This is a genomic window from Gordonia jacobaea (assembly GCF_001186365.1).
In the GTDB taxonomy this organism is placed as follows: domain Bacteria; phylum Actinomycetota; class Actinomycetes; order Mycobacteriales; family Mycobacteriaceae; genus Gordonia; species Gordonia jacobaea.
The window spans coordinates 98,786-116,318 of the sequence record NZ_LDTZ01000015.1 but is presented as its reverse complement, the minus strand read 5'-3'; the positions used below and the strand labels follow the sequence as shown (position 1 = coordinate 116,318).

13 protein-coding genes are annotated in these 17,533 nt (G+C 66.5%); all 13 read left to right on the top strand.

What is annotated here, in order from left to right; all coding sequences use genetic code 11:
- The first annotated feature begins 36 nt into the window (after positions 1-36).
- The 13 genes from priA to ABW18_RS06420 all read left to right on the top strand — a co-directional run bounded on the left by priA (position 37) and on the right by ABW18_RS06420 (position 17,516).
- Positions 37-780, top strand: coding sequence for a bifunctional 1-(5-phosphoribosyl)-5-((5-phosphoribosylamino)methylideneamino)imidazole-4-carboxamide isomerase/phosphoribosylanthranilate isomerase PriA (gene priA / locus ABW18_RS06480; protein ID WP_049698196.1), 744 nt, complete (start codon positions 37-39; stop codon positions 778-780).
- On the top strand, positions 777-1,643 hold the full coding sequence (locus tag ABW18_RS06475) for an inositol monophosphatase family protein (RefSeq protein ID WP_049698195.1): 867 nt from the start codon (positions 777-779) through the stop codon (positions 1,641-1,643). The genes priA and ABW18_RS06475 overlap by 4 nt, the downstream gene beginning before the upstream one ends.
- Positions 1,640-2,440 carry an imidazole glycerol phosphate synthase subunit HisF gene (gene hisF, locus ABW18_RS06470; protein ID WP_049698194.1) on the top strand — a complete coding sequence of 267 codons (801 nt, stop codon included), beginning with the start codon at positions 1,640-1,642 and terminating at the stop codon, positions 2,438-2,440. Before ABW18_RS06475 ends, hisF begins: the two co-directional genes overlap by 4 nt.
- A 4-nt stretch (positions 2,441-2,444) precedes the next feature.
- Positions 2,445-2,843, top strand: coding sequence for a phosphoribosyl-AMP cyclohydrolase (hisI, locus tag ABW18_RS06465; protein WP_049698193.1), 399 nt, complete (start codon positions 2,445-2,447; stop codon positions 2,841-2,843).
- A gap of 124 nt (positions 2,844-2,967) precedes the next feature.
- Positions 2,968-3,147: a tautomerase family protein gene (locus ABW18_RS06460; RefSeq protein ID WP_005179191.1), complete on the top strand. Its 180-nt coding sequence runs from the start codon at positions 2,968-2,970 to the stop codon at positions 3,145-3,147.
- A complete protein-coding gene (locus tag ABW18_RS06455) occupies positions 3,144-4,784 on the top strand; it encodes an anthranilate synthase component I (protein ID WP_049698192.1) in 1,641 nt (546 codons plus the stop codon). Before ABW18_RS06460 ends, ABW18_RS06455 begins: the two co-directional genes overlap by 4 nt.
- A complete protein-coding gene (locus ABW18_RS06450) occupies positions 4,781-5,692 on the top strand; it encodes a TIGR02234 family membrane protein (RefSeq protein WP_053117393.1) in 912 nt (303 codons plus the stop codon). Before ABW18_RS06455 ends, ABW18_RS06450 begins: the two co-directional genes overlap by 4 nt.
- Positions 5,693-5,771: 79 nt before the next feature.
- A complete protein-coding gene (gene trpC, locus ABW18_RS06445) occupies positions 5,772-6,590 on the top strand; it encodes an indole-3-glycerol phosphate synthase TrpC (protein WP_049698191.1) in 819 nt (272 codons plus the stop codon).
- 64 nt (positions 6,591-6,654) lie between these two features.
- Entirely contained in the window at positions 6,655-7,998 is a 1,344-nt protein-coding gene (gene trpB, locus ABW18_RS06440) for a tryptophan synthase subunit beta (protein ID WP_049698190.1), read from the top strand.
- Positions 7,995-8,819: a tryptophan synthase subunit alpha gene (trpA, locus tag ABW18_RS06435; protein WP_049698189.1), complete on the top strand. Its 825-nt coding sequence runs from the start codon at positions 7,995-7,997 to the stop codon at positions 8,817-8,819. The genes trpB and trpA overlap by 4 nt, the downstream gene beginning before the upstream one ends.
- Before the next feature lie 73 nt (positions 8,820-8,892).
- Positions 8,893-11,010, top strand: coding sequence for a prolipoprotein diacylglyceryl transferase (gene lgt, locus ABW18_RS06430; protein WP_049698188.1), 2,118 nt, complete (start codon positions 8,893-8,895; stop codon positions 11,008-11,010).
- A 436-nt stretch (positions 11,011-11,446) separates the two neighbouring features.
- On the top strand, positions 11,447-16,018 hold the full coding sequence (gltB, locus tag ABW18_RS06425) for a glutamate synthase large subunit (RefSeq protein ID WP_049698187.1): 4,572 nt from the start codon (positions 11,447-11,449) through the stop codon (positions 16,016-16,018).
- A complete protein-coding gene (locus ABW18_RS06420; RefSeq protein ID WP_049698186.1) occupies positions 16,011-17,516 on the top strand; it encodes a glutamate synthase subunit beta in 1,506 nt (501 codons plus the stop codon). The genes gltB and ABW18_RS06420 overlap by 8 nt, the downstream gene beginning before the upstream one ends.
- Positions 17,517-17,533 lie beyond the last annotated feature (17 nt).

Sequence of the window (17,533 nt, the reverse complement as noted above, 5' to 3'; positions counted from 1 at the left end):
CCGTACGAGAACAACAGACAGGAAAGACCTCACGTCATGGGGAAGACCCTCGAACTCCTACCAGCTGTCGATGTTGCCGATGGACAGGCCGTTCGGCTCGTCCGGGGTGCGGCAGGCACCGAAACCGCCTACGGCTCGCCCCGCGACGCCGCGCTGGCATGGCAACGCGACGGTGCCGAGTGGATTCACCTCGTCGACCTCGACGCCGCTTTCGGTCGGGGCAACAACCGTGAACTGCTCGCAGGTGTGGTGGGCGAGCTCGACGTGAAGGTCGAGTTGTCAGGCGGAATCCGCGACGACGAGTCCCTCGAGGCCGCACTCGCCACGGGCTGTACCCGCGTCAATCTCGGTACGGCCGCACTCGAAAACCCCGAGTGGTGCAGACGTGCGATCGCCAACTACGGCGACCGCATCGCTGTCGGACTCGACGTCGTCGCAGACGGTGACTCGTATCGACTGCGTGGTCGGGGATGGGTCACCGACGGCGGCGACCTGTGGGAGGTCCTCGCCCGACTCGACGGCGACGGCTGCGCCCGTTATGTCGTCACCGACGTCAGCAAGGACGGCACGCTCGGCGGGCCGAATCTCGAGCTGCTGTCCGAGGTCACCAAGGCGACCGACGCGCCCGTCGTCGCATCGGGTGGCGTGTCGGCTCTCGGTGATCTCATCGCCATCGCGAGCCTCACCGACCAGGGTGTCGAGGGTGCGATCGTCGGTAAGGCTCTCTACGCGGGGCGATTCACCCTGCCCGACGCTTTGGCGGCGGTCGGTAACCTGTGACAACCGGTTCCGGCCTGGATCTGCCCGCACTCCTCGAGGTTGCGGGCAGCATTCTCGACGGTGTCTCCGGGGAGTTCGTCGCCGGGCTCGGCGCGCCGAGCGCCGTCGTGAAGGGTGCGACAGACTTCGCTACCCAGGTCGATCTCGACCTCGAACAGCGCATTCGACAGCAACTCACCGACCGGACCGGAATCGACGTGCACGGCGAAGAATTCGGTGGACCACCGGTGACCGACGGTGCTGTATGGGTTCTCGATCCGGTCGACGGGACGTACAACTTTTCGACGGGCATGCCGCTCACCGGCATCCTGCTCGGACTGCTCGTCGACGGTGAGGCGGTACTCGGTCTCACGTGGCTGCCGCTGACCGCAACGCGCTACGCCGGCTACGTGGGAGGTCCGCTGTACCGCAACGGCGTTCCGATGGCCGCACACCCTCCGACAACGCTCGCCCAGACAGCAGTCGCGTTCGGGCCGTTCAACGTCAGTCACGGCGGTCGCTACCCCGGGGTGCGACGAGCTCAACTGCTCGAAGCGCTGAGCGTGCGAGCGGCCCGACTGCGCATGACGGGCAGCACGGGCGTCGACATGGCGTACGTAGCTGCCGGAATCTTCGGTGCCGCAATAGCTTTCGGTGCACACGCCTGGGACAACGCCGCCGGAGCCGCCCTGGTGCGTGCCGCCGGTGGGGTGGCGACCGACCTCGCGGGGAACCCGTGGACCGCGTCGTCGCCGTCGCTGGTGACCGCGATGCCCGACGTGCACCACGAGTTGATGGCCGTGATCGACGACGTCGGCGGGTGGTCCGGCAGCGACATCTCCAGCACCGACAGCCCCGGCACAGACGACAGGACTTCTCGATGACCCTCGCAACACGCGTGATCCCGTGCCTCGATGTGGACGACGGTCGGGTCGTCAAGGGCGTCAATTTCCAGAACCTCCGCGACGCAGGCGACCCCGTCGAATTGGCCGCCCGGTACGACGCCGAGGGCGCAGACGAGTTGACCTTCCTCGACGTCACCGCGTCGAGTTCTGGACGCGCCACGATGATCGACGTGGTGCACCGCACCGCCGACGCCATCTTCATCCCGCTGACCGTCGGAGGTGGCATCCGCACAGTCGACGACGTGGACGCGATGCTGCGCGCAGGCGCCGACAAGGTGAGCGTCAACACCGCGGCAATCTCCCGGCCGGAGGTGCTCGCCGAGATGAGCCGACGGTACGGATCGCAGTGCATCGTGCTCTCGGTCGATGCCCGAACGGTTCCAGAGGACGCCGAGCCGACGCCGTCCGGGTGGGAGGTCACCACCCACGGCGGACGCAAGGGCACCGGAATCGACGCCGTCGAATGGGCGCAGCGCGGTCAGCAGCTCGGCGTCGGCGAGATCCTGTTGAACTCGATGGACGCCGATGGCACCAAGCAGGGTTTCGATCTGCGGATGCTCGCCGCGGTCCGCGCGGTGGTCGACGTCCCGGTGATCGCCAGTGGTGGAGCAGGCAAGGCCGCAGACTTCGCGCCCGCGGTGCTGGCGGGAGCCGACGCAGTGCTCGCCGCATCGGTATTCCACTTCGGCGAGCTCACGATCCCAGAGGTCAAGGGTGCGATGGCAGCCGAAGGCATCGTCGTACGTACCGAACGCGACACAGAAGGGCAGGTCTGATCGCATGGCACTCGCGCCGGAACTGACCGCACAGCTCAAGCGCAACGCGGATGGGCTTTTCGCCGCGGTCGCCCAAGAACGCTCCACCGGGCAGGTCCTGATGGTCGCGTGGATGGACGACACGGCACTCGAGCGCACACTCGCGACACGTCGCGCCACCTACTACTCACGCTCACGTCAGGAGTACTGGGTCAAGGGCGACACCAGCGGGCACACCCAATACGTGCACGACGCTCGTCTCGACTGCGACGGCGACACGATCCTGCTGATCGTCGACCAGGTCGGTGCCGCCTGCCACACCGGCAACCACAGCTGTTTCGACACCCCGTCGCTGCCCTTCGACGTCGACGACGAGCAGGGCGACGATCAGCACGCCGACGGGGCGGGCGCGGCGTCGAGTTGATGCCTGGGACAATCGTCGGGGAGACACTCTCCCCACAGCTCCGCACTTCACGAGCTCGAATGCCGCACGACGCTGCGGCCGAGGACTCGACGCGGACCAGCCGACGGAAGGCGGTGACGCAGTCATGCCACTGATCCAGATCTCGCAGACCCCAGGTCTCTCCGACCGGGTCAAACGCGAGACCATCGCGGCGGTGACCGAGGCGTACGCGAAGGCCACCGGCAAGAACCCGGATTCGGTATGGGTCACGATCACCGAGGTGCCCCGTTCACAGTGGGGCGTCGGCGGCGAGCCGCTCGGATGAGCGGCGAACACACACTCGCAGCGGCGACCGACGGCTCACGGAGCAGTTCTACGTCGACCACGAATGCCGATACGACGACGCTCGAGGAGTTCCTCGACCTCGCCTCCGACCATCGCGTCGTGCCGGTCACGCGCAAGGTGCTCGCCGATTCGGAGACGCCGTTGTCGGCGTATCGGAAATTGGCGGGTGAGCGGGAGGGCACGTTCCTTCTCGAATCCGCGGAGAACGGCCGGTCGTGGTCACGGTGGTCGTTCATCGGCGTCGGCGCACCGTCGGCGCTGACCGTTGTCGACGGCAAGGCCGCCTGGTGGGGGACTGTTCCCGCAGGCGCTCCCGTCGACGGCGATCCGCTGACAGTGCTCGCCGAGTCGCTGCGGCTGCTCGCCACCGATCCCTTGCCCGGCATGCCGCCGCTGACCGGCGGGTTCGTCGGATTCATGGCGTACGACATGGTGCGCAGGCTCGAGCGTCTACCCGAGACGACAGTCGACGACCTCGGCCTTCCCGATCTGATGATGTTGTTGGCGACAGACCTTGCCGCCGTAGACCATCACGAGGGGAGCATCACCCTCATCGCGAACGCGGTGAATTGGGACGGCAGTGCCGAACGCGCCGAGGAGGCATACGTCGACGCCGTCGCCCGACTCGACGCGATGACGCAGGCGTTGGCTGCACCTGCACCGTCGACCGTGTCGCGCTTCGACAGGCCCGCACCCGACTTCCGCGTGCAGCGCACCCGCGAGGAGTACGGCGAGATCGTCACCGGCCTGGTCCGCGAAATCGAGGCGGGTGAGGCATTCCAGGTGGTGCCGTCGATGCGCTTCGAGATCGACACCGACGCCGATCCGCTCGACGTCTATCGCATTCTGCGGGCCTCCAACCCGAGTCCGTACATGTACCTGCTGCGCATGCCGGGTGTGGGTACCGACGACAGCGGCGCGCCTCGCACCCCGTTCACGATCGTCGGATCGAGTCCCGAGGCGCTCGTGACCGTGACCGACCGGGTGGCCACGACGCACCCGATCGCCGGGACCCGCTGGCGCGGAGCCACCGAAGAAGAAGACCAACTCCTCGGCAAGGAACTCACCGAGGACGAGAAGGAGAACGCCGAGCACCTGATGCTCGTCGACCTCGGTCGCAACGACCTCGGGCGTGTGTGCGCCCCGGGCACCGTCAAGGTCAGCGACTATCGCCACATCGAGCGGTACAGCCACGTGATGCACCTCGTGTCGACGGTGTCGGGCACGCTGCGCGACGACAAGCACGCGCTCGACGCTGTCACCGCATGCTTTCCTGCGGGAACGCTGACCGGTGCGCCCAAGGTGCGCGCGATGGAACTGATCGAAGCCAACGAGAAGACACGACGCGGCCTGTACGGCGGGATCGTCGGCTACCTCGATTTCGCAGGCAACGCCGACACCGCCATCGCGATCCGCACCGCACTGATGCGCACGGGCATCGCCTACGTGCAGTCGGGCGGCGGCGTGGTGGCCGACAGCGAATCCGACTACGAGTACAACGAGGCACGCAACAAGGCCACCGCTGTACTCAACGCGATAGCGGCTGCCACGACGATGCGTCGCGTCGGCGTGGAGAGTGACGGCGTGGAGAGTGACGGCGTGGAGAGTGACCGATGACCGTTCCCGACCCTGAACGAAATCCCGGCGCTGAAAGCCCTGATGTCGAGGGCGCTGAGGCGGGTAGTGCCGCCGACGATGAGAAGCAGGTGGCGCGAGCGCAGCGTCGAACAAAGCTTCTCGGATCGATACTGCTCGCCGCTGCGGCGCTCGCATTCTGGATTGCGTCGCGCCTGACCTGGGCAACGGTGCTCGCTGCCGACGGGCTGTCCCCGGCACGGACCTTCGACGTCAAGGGCAGCGACTGGAGCCCGTGGCTCACGCCACTCGCGCTGGTGTTGCTCGCGGCGATTCTGGCGGCGATGTCGCTTCGTGGGTGGGGTTTGCGCATCCTGGCGCTCCTGGTTGCCGCAGCGGGTGTGCTCGCCGCCTTCCCGGCGATCTCCCTCATCATGGGCGGAACCAACGACTTGTACGCCGCCACCGCCGCGGGTCTCAGCGATCGATACGTCGTGCAGTTGGTGACCACCAACAACTGGGTGGCCGCCGTTGTCCTCATCGGGTCGCTGTGCGCCGTCGCCGCCGGGGTGCTGCTCATGCGTGTCGCATCCGGCGCGGGCATGTCGTCGAAGTACAAGACGCCCGCCGCGCGACGCGAAGACATCGAGCGTGAGATCTTCGCTGAACACAAGCGGCGCCAGGCATCCGAATCGGCACAGGCCGACAAGAGTGGTCAGACGGACAAGAGTGTCCAGACCGGCAAGAGCGGCCAGACCGATGGCGACTCCCGGACCGCCGGCGCCGTCTCGTCGGCGGGGTCACCGGCGGCGGAGAAGAGCGCTGCGGCAGACGATTCGGCGGAGTCTGCCGAGTCGACGAGCGAGCGAGATGCTGAGCACGACGCGCCCAACGAGCGCATGCTCTGGGACGCTCTCGACACCGGGATCGATCCGACTGATCAACGATGACGAAAAACACAACCCGCTCCCGGCGCTTCGAAGGCGGCCGTCTACCCTGAGAGCACGAACAGAAAGGGAGCCAGCTGTCGTGAGCACGCCCACCGTCCTCGATTCAATTCTCGAGGGAGTGAAAGCCGATGTCGCCGCGCGCGAGGCGATCGTCGACTACGCGGCCGTCAAAAAGGCGTCCGTTGCCGCGCCGGCTCCTCGCGATGCGATGGCTGCGTTGCGCAAGACCGGAATCGGTGTCATCGCAGAGGTGAAGCGAGCGAGTCCTTCTAAGGGTGAGCTCGCCGACATCCCTGATCCAGCCGACCTCGCCGCCGCGTACGAAGCGGGTGGTGCGCGCATCATCAGCGTCCTCACCGAGGAGCGTCGGTTCCGTGGGTCGCTCGCCGATCTGGACGCCGTGCGCGCCCGCGTCGACATCCCCGTGTTGCGCAAGGACTTCATCGTCGGCCCGTACCAGATCCACGAGGCTCGCGCCCACGGCGCCGACGTCATCCTGCTGATCGTCGCGGCACTCGAACAGAATGTGCTCGCCTCGCTGCTCGACCGCACCGAGAGTCTCGGCATGACCGCGCTCGTCGAGGTGCACACCGAAGACGAGGCCAGCCGCGCTCTGGAAGCGGGTGCGTCGGTCATCGGTGTCAACAACCGCAACCTGAAAACCCTTGAGGTCGACCGCAATACGTTCGCGCGTATCGCTCCGGGTCTGCCAACCGAGACCATCCGGGTCGCCGAATCGGGTGTGCGCGGTACCGCAGATCTACTGGCATTCGCTGGTGCGGGTGCCGACGCGGTCCTCGTCGGTGAAGGCCTGGTCACCAGCGGCGACCCGCGTACTGCGGTCTCCGAACTCGTGACCGCCGGTACCCATCCTTCCTGTCCGAAACCCGTTCGCTGACACTCGCTTTCGATTTAGCGTCGACTTGCCGTGTCACGGACGACGAGATGTCTGTGAGAGTTCCGTGACCACCGAATCCCGATCCGACGATCAACTTCGCGCCGAGTTCCCCACTGCGAGTGTCGGAGTCAGCACCCGTACGTCGTCGGAACCCGACGCGGGCGGACACTTCGGCGTGTACGGCGGGCGTCACGTTCCCGAGGCGCTCATGGCGGTCATCGACGACGTGACCGCTGCCTACGAGAAGATGCGCACAGATGACGAGTTTCTCGGTGAGCTCGATCGGCTGCAGCGCGACTACGTCGGACGTCCCTCGCCGCTCTACGAAGCCACGCGCCTGAGCGAATTCGCCGGTGGCGCACGGATTTTCCTGAAGCGCGAAGACCTCAACCACACCGGTTCGCACAAGATCAACAACGTGCTCGGGCAGTTGTTGCTCGCCAAGCGCATGGGTAAAACCCGCATCATCGCCGAGACCGGTGCCGGTCAGCATGGTGTGGCCACCGCGACCGGCTGCGCACTGTTCGGTATGGAGTGCATCGTCTACATGGGCCGCGTCGACACCGACCGGCAGGCACTCAACGTCGCACGGATGCGACTGCTCGGCGCGGAGGTCGTCGCGGTCGACAACGGTTCTGCGACCCTGAAGGACGCGATCAACGAGGCGCTGCGCGACTGGGTGACCAACGCGCACAACACGTACTACTGCTTCGGTACCGCGGCCGGTCCGCATCCGTTCCCGATGATGGTGCGCGACCTGCAGCGCATCGTCGGACTCGAAGCACGCGCGCAGATCCTCGACCAGGCGGGGCGCCTACCCGACGCCGTCACCGCCTGTGTCGGTGGCGGGTCCAACGCCATCGGAATCTTCCATCCCTTCCTCGACGACTCCGAGGTGCGCCTCGTCGGCTTCGAGGCCGCGGGCGACGGCGTCGAGACCGGTCGACATGCCGCGACGTTCACCGGAGGCACACCCGGCGCATTCCAGGGTGCCTACTCGTACCTGCTGCAGGACGAGGACGGCCAGACCATCGAGTCGCACTCGATCTCAGCGGGACTGGACTACCCGGGGGTCGGGCCCGAGCACGCACAGCTCAAAGACACCGGCCGCGCCGAGTACCGTCCCATCACCGACACCGAGGCGATGGAGGCGCTCGCTCTGCTCAGCCGTCGCGAGGGCATCATCCCCGCCATCGAATCGGCTCACGCACTCGCCGGAGCTCTGGAGCTCGGTAAGGAACTGGGGGAGGGCGCGATCGTTCTGGTCAGCCTCTCCGGTCGCGGCGACAAGGACGTCGACACCGCTGCGCGCTGGTTCCACCTCTTCGACCCGCCACCATCGGAGAACGAGGTCGGCGTGACGACCGGTACGGCGGCCGCAACAAGCACCACGGGGGACGTGCAATGACACAGCCGAAGGCACCCGTGCACGCGGGACCGTCGAAGTTGAGCCCGGTCTTCGAGAAGTGTCGCGCCGAGGGACGTGCCGCGCTCATCGGGTATCTCCCTGTCGGCTACCCGACCGTCGAGAAGTCCATCGAGTCGTTCGAGACGATGGTCCGTGCGGGCTGCGACATCATCGAAGTCGGCGTGCCGTACTCGGATCCGGTCATGGACGGACCGACGATCCAGGAGGCCGCCGACCTCGCGCTGACCAACGGGGTGCGAGTCCGCGACGTATTCCGTGCCGTCGAAGCGATCACCGCCGCGGGCGGGAATGCCGTCGTCATGAGCTACTGGAATCCCGTGCTGCAGTACGGCGTCGACAAGTTCGCGCGTGACCTGGCGGCTGCGGGCGGTGCGGGCATGATCACGCCCAACCTGATCCCAGAAGAGGGTGCTGCCTGGCACGCGGCGTCCGACGAGTTCGACCTCGACCGCATCTACCTCGTCGCACCGTCGTCGACGACCGAACGCATCGCGCTGACCGTCGACGCATCGCGCGGGTTCGTCTACGTCGCGTCGACGATGGGTGTCACGGGAGCGCGCGACGCGGTGTCCGACGCCGCGCCAGAGCTGTGTGCACGCGTCCGCGAGTACTCCGACATCCCGCTCGGCGTCGGACTCGGTGTTCGAAATCGTGAGCAGGCGTCGCAAATCGCGAGCTACGCCGATGGAGTGATCGTTGGCTCGGCACTGGTCACAGCGGCCAAGGCAGGCCAAGACCACCTGGCCGACCTCGTCACGGAACTGGCTGCGGGCGTGCACGAACCGCGAGCAGACCTCTGACCGCCTCGGTGGCTTCGGCCGTGGGGTCCGCAGCGTCCGTTAGGGTGGCAGCGTGACAGCGCCGACGACGACGATGCTCGCCTACATCCCCAGCCCGCCGCAGGGCGTGTGGTACATCGGCTCGTTTCCGCTCCGGGCCTACGCGTTGTGCATCATCGTCGGCATCATCGTCGCCGTGTGGTGGGGAAACCGTCGGTGGATTGCCCGTGGTGGGCGTTCGGGCGAGGTTCTCGACGTTGCGATCTGGGCGGTTCCGTTCGGCCTGATCGGTGGTCGCATCTACCACGTGCTCACCGACTGGCAGATCTACTTCGGTGACGGCGGCAAGACCCCGATCGACGCATTCAAGGTCTGGGACGGCGGTCTCGGCATCTGGGGTGCCGTGTTGTTCGGCGGCCTCGGTGCGTGGATCGGCACCAGGCGCATGGGCATCAAACTGCCGCCGTTCGCCGACGCCATCGCGCCTGCGATCCTGCTCGCCCAGGCCATCGGTCGCCTCGGCAACTACTTCAACCAGGAACTCTACGGCCGACCGACCGACGTCCCGTGGGGCCTGGAGATCTACGAGCGCGTCGACGCATCGGGACAGGCCGACCCCGGCCTGATCACGGGAGTGTCGAACGGCCAGGTCGTCGCGGTCGTCCACCCGACGTTCCTGTACGAGCTCTTGTGGAATCTCCTGATCGTCGTGATCCTGGTGCTCGTCGACCGCTACTTCCGCATCGGCCATGGCCGTCTCTTCGCGCTCTACGTCGTCGGGTACTGCATCGGGCGGTTTGCCGTCGAACTCATGCGTTCCGATCCCGCCTTCACCCACATCGCAGGCGTCCGCATCAACGTGTTCACCGCGGCCCTCGGCATCGTCTGCGGCGCGATCTACTTCATCGTCGCGCCCCGCGGCCGGGAGCAGGGCCTCGAGGTCTACTGGCCCGAACGGGCCGCCGAACTCGAGGAGCTCGGCCACACCGGCGCCTACTTCGACGACGACATCGACGACGAGGACGACGACGGCGAGCACTTCTTCGACGATGAGGAAGCCGACGGCGACGCGGTCGAGGACGAAAAGGTGGAGGAAGACAAGACGGAGCGGGAAAAGGCCGCGGCCGCCGAAGCGGATCGTGACGAGGAGTCCGATGACTCGTCGTCGAAGACGATCCCGGTCGCGGCCGCTGCTGGTGCGGCGGTTGCCGTCGGCGGTGCCGCTGCTGTCGGCGCGGACGAAGAGGCGCCGGACGAAGGGGCGCCGGACGAAGAGGCATCGGACGACGAGGCGTCGGACACCGACGTCGACGAGGCTGACGTCGCGCCCGACGCCGACGAGACCGAGACTGGGACCGAGGCCCACTCGGGCGAGGCCGCTGACTCGGACGTTGAACCCGACTCGGATACGGATCCTGATGAGGACGCCCCCGCCGGCGACGAAGCCGTGGAAGATGGAGACGAGTCCGCCACCACCGAGCCAGATGTAGCCGAGTCCGATGCAACGGAGGCCGGTGGAGCCGAGGCTGGTGTAACCGATTCCGGTGACACAGAGTCCGATGGTTCCGAATCTGCCGGGTCCGACGCGGCGGATGATCCGACCGACGAAGGGGTTCCGATGAGCAGCGCAGAAGACAGCAGCGTGGCAGCCGACGAGATTGCGGAGGGGCTGTCCGAAGACATCGAGGACAAGGCCGACGACGAGGGCGACACCAGCCCATCGGGCGTCGACGAAGATGAAGCCGAACTCGCCGACGGGCAGGAGATCGACGCGGGTGGACCCGACCCGGTTCTCGACGAGAACGAGGAGATCGTGTCCAAGATCATCCCGGGCACTGCCGAATCTGCTGACGCCACACCGTGGAACCCCGAACACGATCCGGCTCGACCAGAGGGCGTGACCACCGAGTCGGAGATTCTCGGGGAGTCCGATTCCGAGTCCGACACGACTCCGGGCGACACCGCCGACATCGACGCCGAAGAGGTCGCCGAGGGCATCGCCGAAGATGCCGAGGACGCTGCCGATGACGACGGCGCCGCGACGGCAGAAGGCGTGGACGAAGCCGAAGAGGTTCTCGCCGACGGCCAGATGACGAACGCGGGCGGTCCCGACGCCGTCGTCGACGAGTACGAAGAGATCGACGCCAAGATCATCCCGGGCACCGGCGAGTCGGCCGACGCCAAGCCGTGGAAGCCAAAGGACTCGCAGTAGCTCGACTCACTCGGGCGCCTGCCCCGGGGACCGGGTCGTCGGCCTCGTGTGGGCTGCGGGAAGTAGGGGAAGGGTTCTTTCCGCGGCCTTCTTGCGTGTCCCCGCGAAGTTTTCGGGGGAGAGGTCTGGGAGTAGGGGAAGGATTCTTTCCCCTAGTTTCTGCGCCGCCACCCGACGGCTCGACGCCGCGCCCAGCCCCACGCCCCGCCGCGCACGCGGCTCGACGCTGCCCCTCCGCCGGACGCCCCGACCTCCCGCACCCCCAACCCCCGCCGCGGCGTCGAAAACCACGCGGCGGGCGGTGGTCGGATAGAGTGGGATCTCACCCGGGAACACGCGTCCCCAACGGCGTCGTGTCCTGACTCCTGCTCCACGGGCCAGCGCTGTCCCTGAGGACTTCAACATTTGATTCACGCGAATCGAGTGGAGGCTCGTGATGTTGTTTTCTGCGCTCCCGGCCAAACAGGGCCTGTACGACCCAGAGACAGAAGTGGATTCGTGCGGCGTCGCGATGGTTGCCGACATCCACGGTCGTCGGTCGCATTCGATTGTCGCCGACGGTCTGCTCGCACTCGAGAACCTCGAACACCGCGGTGCTGCAGGCGCCGAGCCGAACAGCGGCGACGGAGCGGGCATCCTGATCCAGCTGCCCGACGAATTGTTCCGTGGCACAGTCGATTTCGCACTTCCCGCGCCGTCGGAGAACGGTGCGAACACCTATGCTGCCGGCACCTGCTTCCTGCCGATGGACCAGGCGGCCCGCCGAGATGCGATGGACCGCGTCGGGTCGCTCGCCGAGGCAGAGGGCATCACGATCCTCGGGTGGCGTGACCTCCCCGTCGACGTCGACGGCGCCGACATCGGCGAGACCGCAGTCGGCTGCATGCCCTTCATGGCGCAGTTGTTCGTCACGGTCGAACCGGAACCGGGACAACCACGGCTCGGCGGCGTCGACCTCGACCGCTACATCTACCCGTTCCGCAAGCAGGCCGAGCGCATCACGCCCGAATTCGAGGCCGCGGGCACCGGGTTGTACGTCGCGTCGCTGTCGAGTCGCACCATGGTCTACAAGGGCATGCTCACGACGATGCAGTTGCCGCTCTACTACCCCGACCTGCGTGACGACCGTTGCCTGAGTGCCATCGCCATCGTCCACTCGCGCTTCTCTACCAACACTTTTCCATCGTGGCCGCTCGCGCACCCGTTCCGGTTCGTCGCGCACAACGGTGAGATCAACACCGTGCGCGGCAACCGCAACCGCATGCGGGCCCGCGAGGCTCTGCTCGAGACAGACCTCATTCCCGGCGACCTCAAGCGCGCGTTCCCGATCTGCACGCCCGAGGCTTCTGATTCGGCGTCGCTCGACGAGGTCCTCGAACTCCTTCACCTCGGTGGCCGCAGCGTGCCGCACGCGGTGATGCTGATGGTGCCGGAGGCGTGGGAGAACGTCCCGTCGATGGACCCCAAGCGCCGCGCGTTTCTGCAGTTCAACGCGTCGCTGATGGAGGCGTGGGACGGTCCGGCATGTGTGACGTTCACCGACGGAACCGTCGTCGGCGCCGTCCTAGACCGCAACGGACTGCGCCCGGGACGTTGGTGGCAGACGCGCGACGGACGGGTCATCCTCGCTTCGGAATCCGGCGTCCTCGACGTTCCGGTCGACGACGTGGTCTCCAAGGGGCGCCTCGAACCGGGTCGGATGTTCCTCGTCGACACCGCACAGGGACGGATCATCCCCGACGAGGAGATCAAGGGCGATCTCATGCGTTCGGAGCCTTACGACGAATGGCTGCACGCGGGACTCCTCGACATCGCCACGCTCCCGCCGCGCCCCGTCTACAAGCCCAACCACGACACGGTCGTCCGACGTCAGGTGTCCTTCGGCTACACCGAAGAAGACCTGCGCGTCTTGCTGACCCCGATGGCGGCGTCGGGTTACGAACCGCTCGGTTCGATGGGCACCGACACGCCCGTCGCCGTGATGTCGCAGCGTTCGCGGTTGCTCTACGACTACTTCGTCGAGCTGTTCGCGCAGGTCACCAACCCGCCACTCGATGCGATCCGCGAGGAAATCGTCACCTCGATGGCGCGTGTGATGGGACCCGAGCAGAACCTGCTCGCCCCGACCGCGGCGTCGTGTCGACAGATCATGCTGCACTGGCCGGTCATCGACAACGACGACCTCGCCAAGCTCGTCCACATCAACGATGACGGCGACAACCCGGGACTCTCCGCGAAGGTCCTCCACGGACTCTATGAGGTGGCCCGCGGCGGGGAGGGCCTTGCCGATGCGCTCGAAGATCTTCGACGCCGCGCCAGCCAGGCGATCGCGGAGGGGCACAGCACGCTCGTCGTGTCGGACAGGCACTCCGATCGTGAGCACGCGCCGATCCCTTCACTGCTCGCGGCGTCGGCGGTGCACCACCATCTCGTCCGCACCAAGGAGCGCACGAAGATCGCGCTCATCGTCGAGTCGGGTGACGCGCGCGAAGTCCACCACATCGCACTGCTCATCGGCTTCGGCGCTGCGGCGGTCAACCCGTACCTTGCACTCGAATCGATCGAGGATCTGATCGCCGAGGGCGAGCTGACGGGCGTCAGGCCGTCGAAGGCGAAGCGCAACTACATCGAGGCGCTCGGCAAGGGCGTCCTGAAGGTGATGAGCAAGATGGGCATCTCGACCATCAGCTCGTACACGGCGTCGCAGGCGTTCGAGGCGGTTGGCCTCTCGTCGGCCGTCGTCAAGGAGTACTTCACCAGGACGGTGTCGCGGATCGAAGGCGTCGGACTCGACGAACTCGCCGAGGAAGTGCGCATCCGACACCACCGGGCGTTCCCGCGTAACCCAACCGAACAGGTGTACCGACGACTCGAAGTGGGCGGCGAATACCAATACCGCCGTGAGGGTGAGCTGCACATGTTCACCCCGGAGACGGTGTTCTTGCTCCAGCACGCCACCAAGACCGGACGCGACGATGTGTTCCAGGCGTATTCGGACAAGGTCGACGATCAGTCGCGAAAGGGCGGCACACTTCGCGGATTGTTCGAATTGGACTTCACCGGTCGCGATCCCGTGCCGCTCGACGAGGTCGAGCCGATCGAGTCGATCATGACGCGCTTCAACACGGGCGCGATGAGCTACGGCTCGATCTCCGCCGAGGCCCACGAGACCATCGCGATCGCGATGAACCGCATCGGTGGCCGCTCCAACTCGGGTGAGGGTGGCGAGGACACCGACCGCCTCTACGATCCGGAACGACGCAGCGCGGTCAAGCAGGTCGCGTCGGGTCGGTTCGGCGTGACGAGCGACTACCTCACCAACGCCACCGACATCCAGATCAAGATGGCGCAGGGTGCCAAGCCCGGTGAGGGCGGCCAGCTCCCCGCGTACAAGGTGTACCCGTGGATCGCGAAGACACGACATTCGACGCCGGGCGTCGCGCTCATCTCGCCGCCACCGCACCACGACATCTACTCCATCGAAGACCTCGCGCAACTGATCCACGATCTGAAGAACGCCAACTCCGATGCGCGCATCCACGTGAAGCTGGTGAGTGCTGTCGGTGTCGGCACCGTCGCGACAGGTGTCTCCAAGGCCCACGCCGACGTCGTGCTGATCTCCGGATACGACGGCGGAACGGGAGCGTCACCGCTCACCTCGCTCAAGCATGCGGGCACACCCTGGGAGATCGGCCTCGCCGACGCCCAGCAGACGTTGATGCTGAACGGTTTGCGCGATCGCATCACCGTGCAGTGCGACGGCGCGCTGCGCACGGGTCGCGATGTCATCATGGCCGCGTTGCTCGGTGCCGAGGAGTACGGCTTCTCGACCGCACCGCTCATCGTGTCCGGGTGCATCATGATGCGTGTCTGTCACCTCGACACCTGCCCGGTCGGCGTCGCGACGCAGAACCCGGTGTTGCGTTCACGGTTCACCGGCCAGGCCGAGCACATCGTGAACTTCTTCCGATTCATCGCGGAGGACGTGCGAAAGTACCTGGCGCAGTTGGGATATCGGACGCTCGACGACGCGATCGGACAGTCGCAGCGGCTCCACACCGACACCGCCGTCGCCCATTGGAAGAGCAAGGGACTCGATCTCAGCCCGATCTTCCGTCGGATCGAGGACAAGGGCCCGACCCGCCGTGTGCGCGGTCAGGACCACGGCCTCGACAAAGCGCTCGACCAGACGCTCATCCAACTCGCCGAAGGTGCACTCGAAGACGCGCATCCGGTGACACTCGAGCTCCCGGTGCGCAACGTCAACCGCACCGTCGGCACGCTGCTCGGTTCGGAGGTGACCCGACGATACGGCGCCGAAGGGCTTGCCGAGGACACCATCACCGTCGAGCTCACCGGCTCGGCAGGGCAGTCGCTCGGCGCGTTCCTTCCGCCAGGTGTGACCATCAAGCTCACCGGTGACACCAACGACTACGTCGGCAAGGGATTGTGTGGCGGCAAGATCGTGGTGGCTCCACACGAGGATGCCTGGTTCATCGCAGAAGACCAGGTCATCGCGGGTAACACCATCCTCTACGGCGCGACGTCGGGCGAGGTTTACCTGCGCGGCAAGGTCGGCGAGCGCTTCTCCGTGCGTAACTCGGGTGCGACCGCGGTGGTCGAGGGCGTCGGCGATCACGCCTGCGAGTACATGACGGGCGGTCGCGTGGTGATCCTCGGACCCACCGGGCGCAACATGGCCGCGGGAATGTCCGGCGGTATCGCGTTCGTCTACGACCTCGACGAGACCAAGGTCAACGGTGCGATGGTGGAGCTACTGCGACCCGACCCCGACGACCTGCGCTGGCTGCATGAGCACATCACGAAGCACACCGAGCTCACCGGATCGGCGATCGGTGCGTCGATGCTCGCCGACTGGCCGAGGCGATGCCTGGCCTTCACCAAGGTGATGCCCACCGATTACAAGCGCGTCCTCGACGCGGCCAGGATGGCCGAAGCCGAAGGGCGAGATGTTGATTCAGCGATCATGGAGGCGGCACGTGGCTGACCCACGCGGATTCCTGGAAGTCGGGAAGAAAGAATCGAAGTATCGTCCGGTCGCCGAGCGCGTGCAGGACTGGGAAGACGTGTACGCGCACGGATTCGACCCCGTCGCCTCGCTCAACGAGGTATCCGAGCAGGCCCGTCGGTGTATGGATTGCGGAATCCCGTTCTGCCACTCCGGAACTGCGGGATGTCCGTTGGGGAATCTGATCCCTGAGTGGAACGACCTCGTGCGTCGTGGTCGGTGGGATGCCGCAAGCGCGCGCCTGCACGCGACCAACAACTTCCCCGAGTTCACCGGAATGGTCTGTCCCGCACCGTGCGAGGCGGCGTGCGTGTTGTCGATCTCCGAGCCGACGACCGGCGGCAGCGTGACGATCAAACGCATCGAGAAGACGATCGCCTACGAGTCGTGGGCAGAGGGCATCATCGGCCCCGAGGCGCCGGATGCGAAGTCGGGCAAGTCGGTTGCCGTCGTCGGCTCCGGTCCCGGCGGATTGGCGGCAGCGCAACAATTGACCCGCGCCGGCCACGACGTCACGGTCTACGAGAAGGACGACCGCGTCGGCGGACTCCTGCGCTACGGCATTCCCGAGTACAAGCTTCAGAAGTCCGACATCGAGCGGCGAATCGCTCAGATGCGCGCTGAGGGAACACAATTCGTCGTCAACTGCGATGTCGGAATCGATCTCACGGTCGACGAACTGCGCAGCAGGCACGACGCCGTCGTGCTCGCGATCGGCGCGATGAAGGCGCGTGACAATCCGGTCCCGGGACGTGAGCTCAACGGCGTGCACCTCGCGATGGAACACCTCGTGCCCGCCAACAAGGAGTGCGAGGGCGACGGGCCGTCGCCGATCAGCGCCGCGGGGAAACACGTCGTCATCATCGGCGGCGGCGACACCGGAGCCGACTGCCTCGGAACCGCGCATCGCCAGGGCGCGGCGTCGGTGGTCCAGCTCGACTACAACGCCGAACTACCCAGCGACCGTGACGACAACCGTTCGCCGTGGCCGACCTGGCCGCTTGTCATGCGGACGTCGAGTGCGCACGCGGAGGGCGGCGAACGCAAGTACCAGGTTGCGGTGCAACGATTCGTCGGCGACGCCGACGGCAACGTGACGGCGATGGTGCTCGCCGAAGTGAAGGTCGTACGTGAGCCCGACGGTCGACGGGTGATCACCCCGGTCAGCGACGAGTTCGAGATCCCTTGCGAGTTGGCACTTTTCGCCATCGGATTCGAAGGCGTACGCGACACGGCACTTCTCACCGATCTGGGGATCGAGCCCAACCGCCGCGGCAACATCTCGTGCGGAAGCGACTGGCAGACCGACGCGCCCGGCGTGTTCGTGTGCGGCGACGCCCACCGCGGAGCGTCGTTGGTGGTGTGGGCGATCGCCGAGGGACGTTCGACTGCACGCGCCGTCGACGAATTCCTCATGGGTGCCTCGGATTTGCCGTCACCGGTAAAACCAGCCCAACTCCCGCTGTCCGTACGCTGACCCGCGACGAGCAACGC

Coding starts and splice junctions, on each gene's coding strand:
- trpA (WP_049698189.1), top strand. CDS start 7,995: ATGACACAGCCGAAGGCACCCGTGCACGCGGGACCGTCGAAGTTGAGC.
- gltB (WP_049698187.1), top strand. CDS start 11,447: ATGTTGTTTTCTGCGCTCCCGGCCAAACAGGGCCTGTACGACCCAGAG.
- hisF (WP_049698194.1), top strand. CDS start 1,640: ATGACCCTCGCAACACGCGTGATCCCGTGCCTCGATGTGGACGACGGT.
- ABW18_RS06455 (WP_049698192.1), top strand. CDS start 3,144: ATGAGCGGCGAACACACACTCGCAGCGGCGACCGACGGCTCACGGAGC.
- priA (WP_049698196.1), top strand. CDS start 37: ATGGGGAAGACCCTCGAACTCCTACCAGCTGTCGATGTTGCCGATGGA.
- hisI (WP_049698193.1), top strand. CDS start 2,445: ATGGCACTCGCGCCGGAACTGACCGCACAGCTCAAGCGCAACGCGGAT.
- ABW18_RS06460 (WP_005179191.1), top strand. CDS start 2,968: ATGCCACTGATCCAGATCTCGCAGACCCCAGGTCTCTCCGACCGGGTC.
- ABW18_RS06450 (WP_053117393.1), top strand. CDS start 4,781: ATGACCGTTCCCGACCCTGAACGAAATCCCGGCGCTGAAAGCCCTGAT.
- lgt (WP_049698188.1), top strand. CDS start 8,893: ATGCTCGCCTACATCCCCAGCCCGCCGCAGGGCGTGTGGTACATCGGC.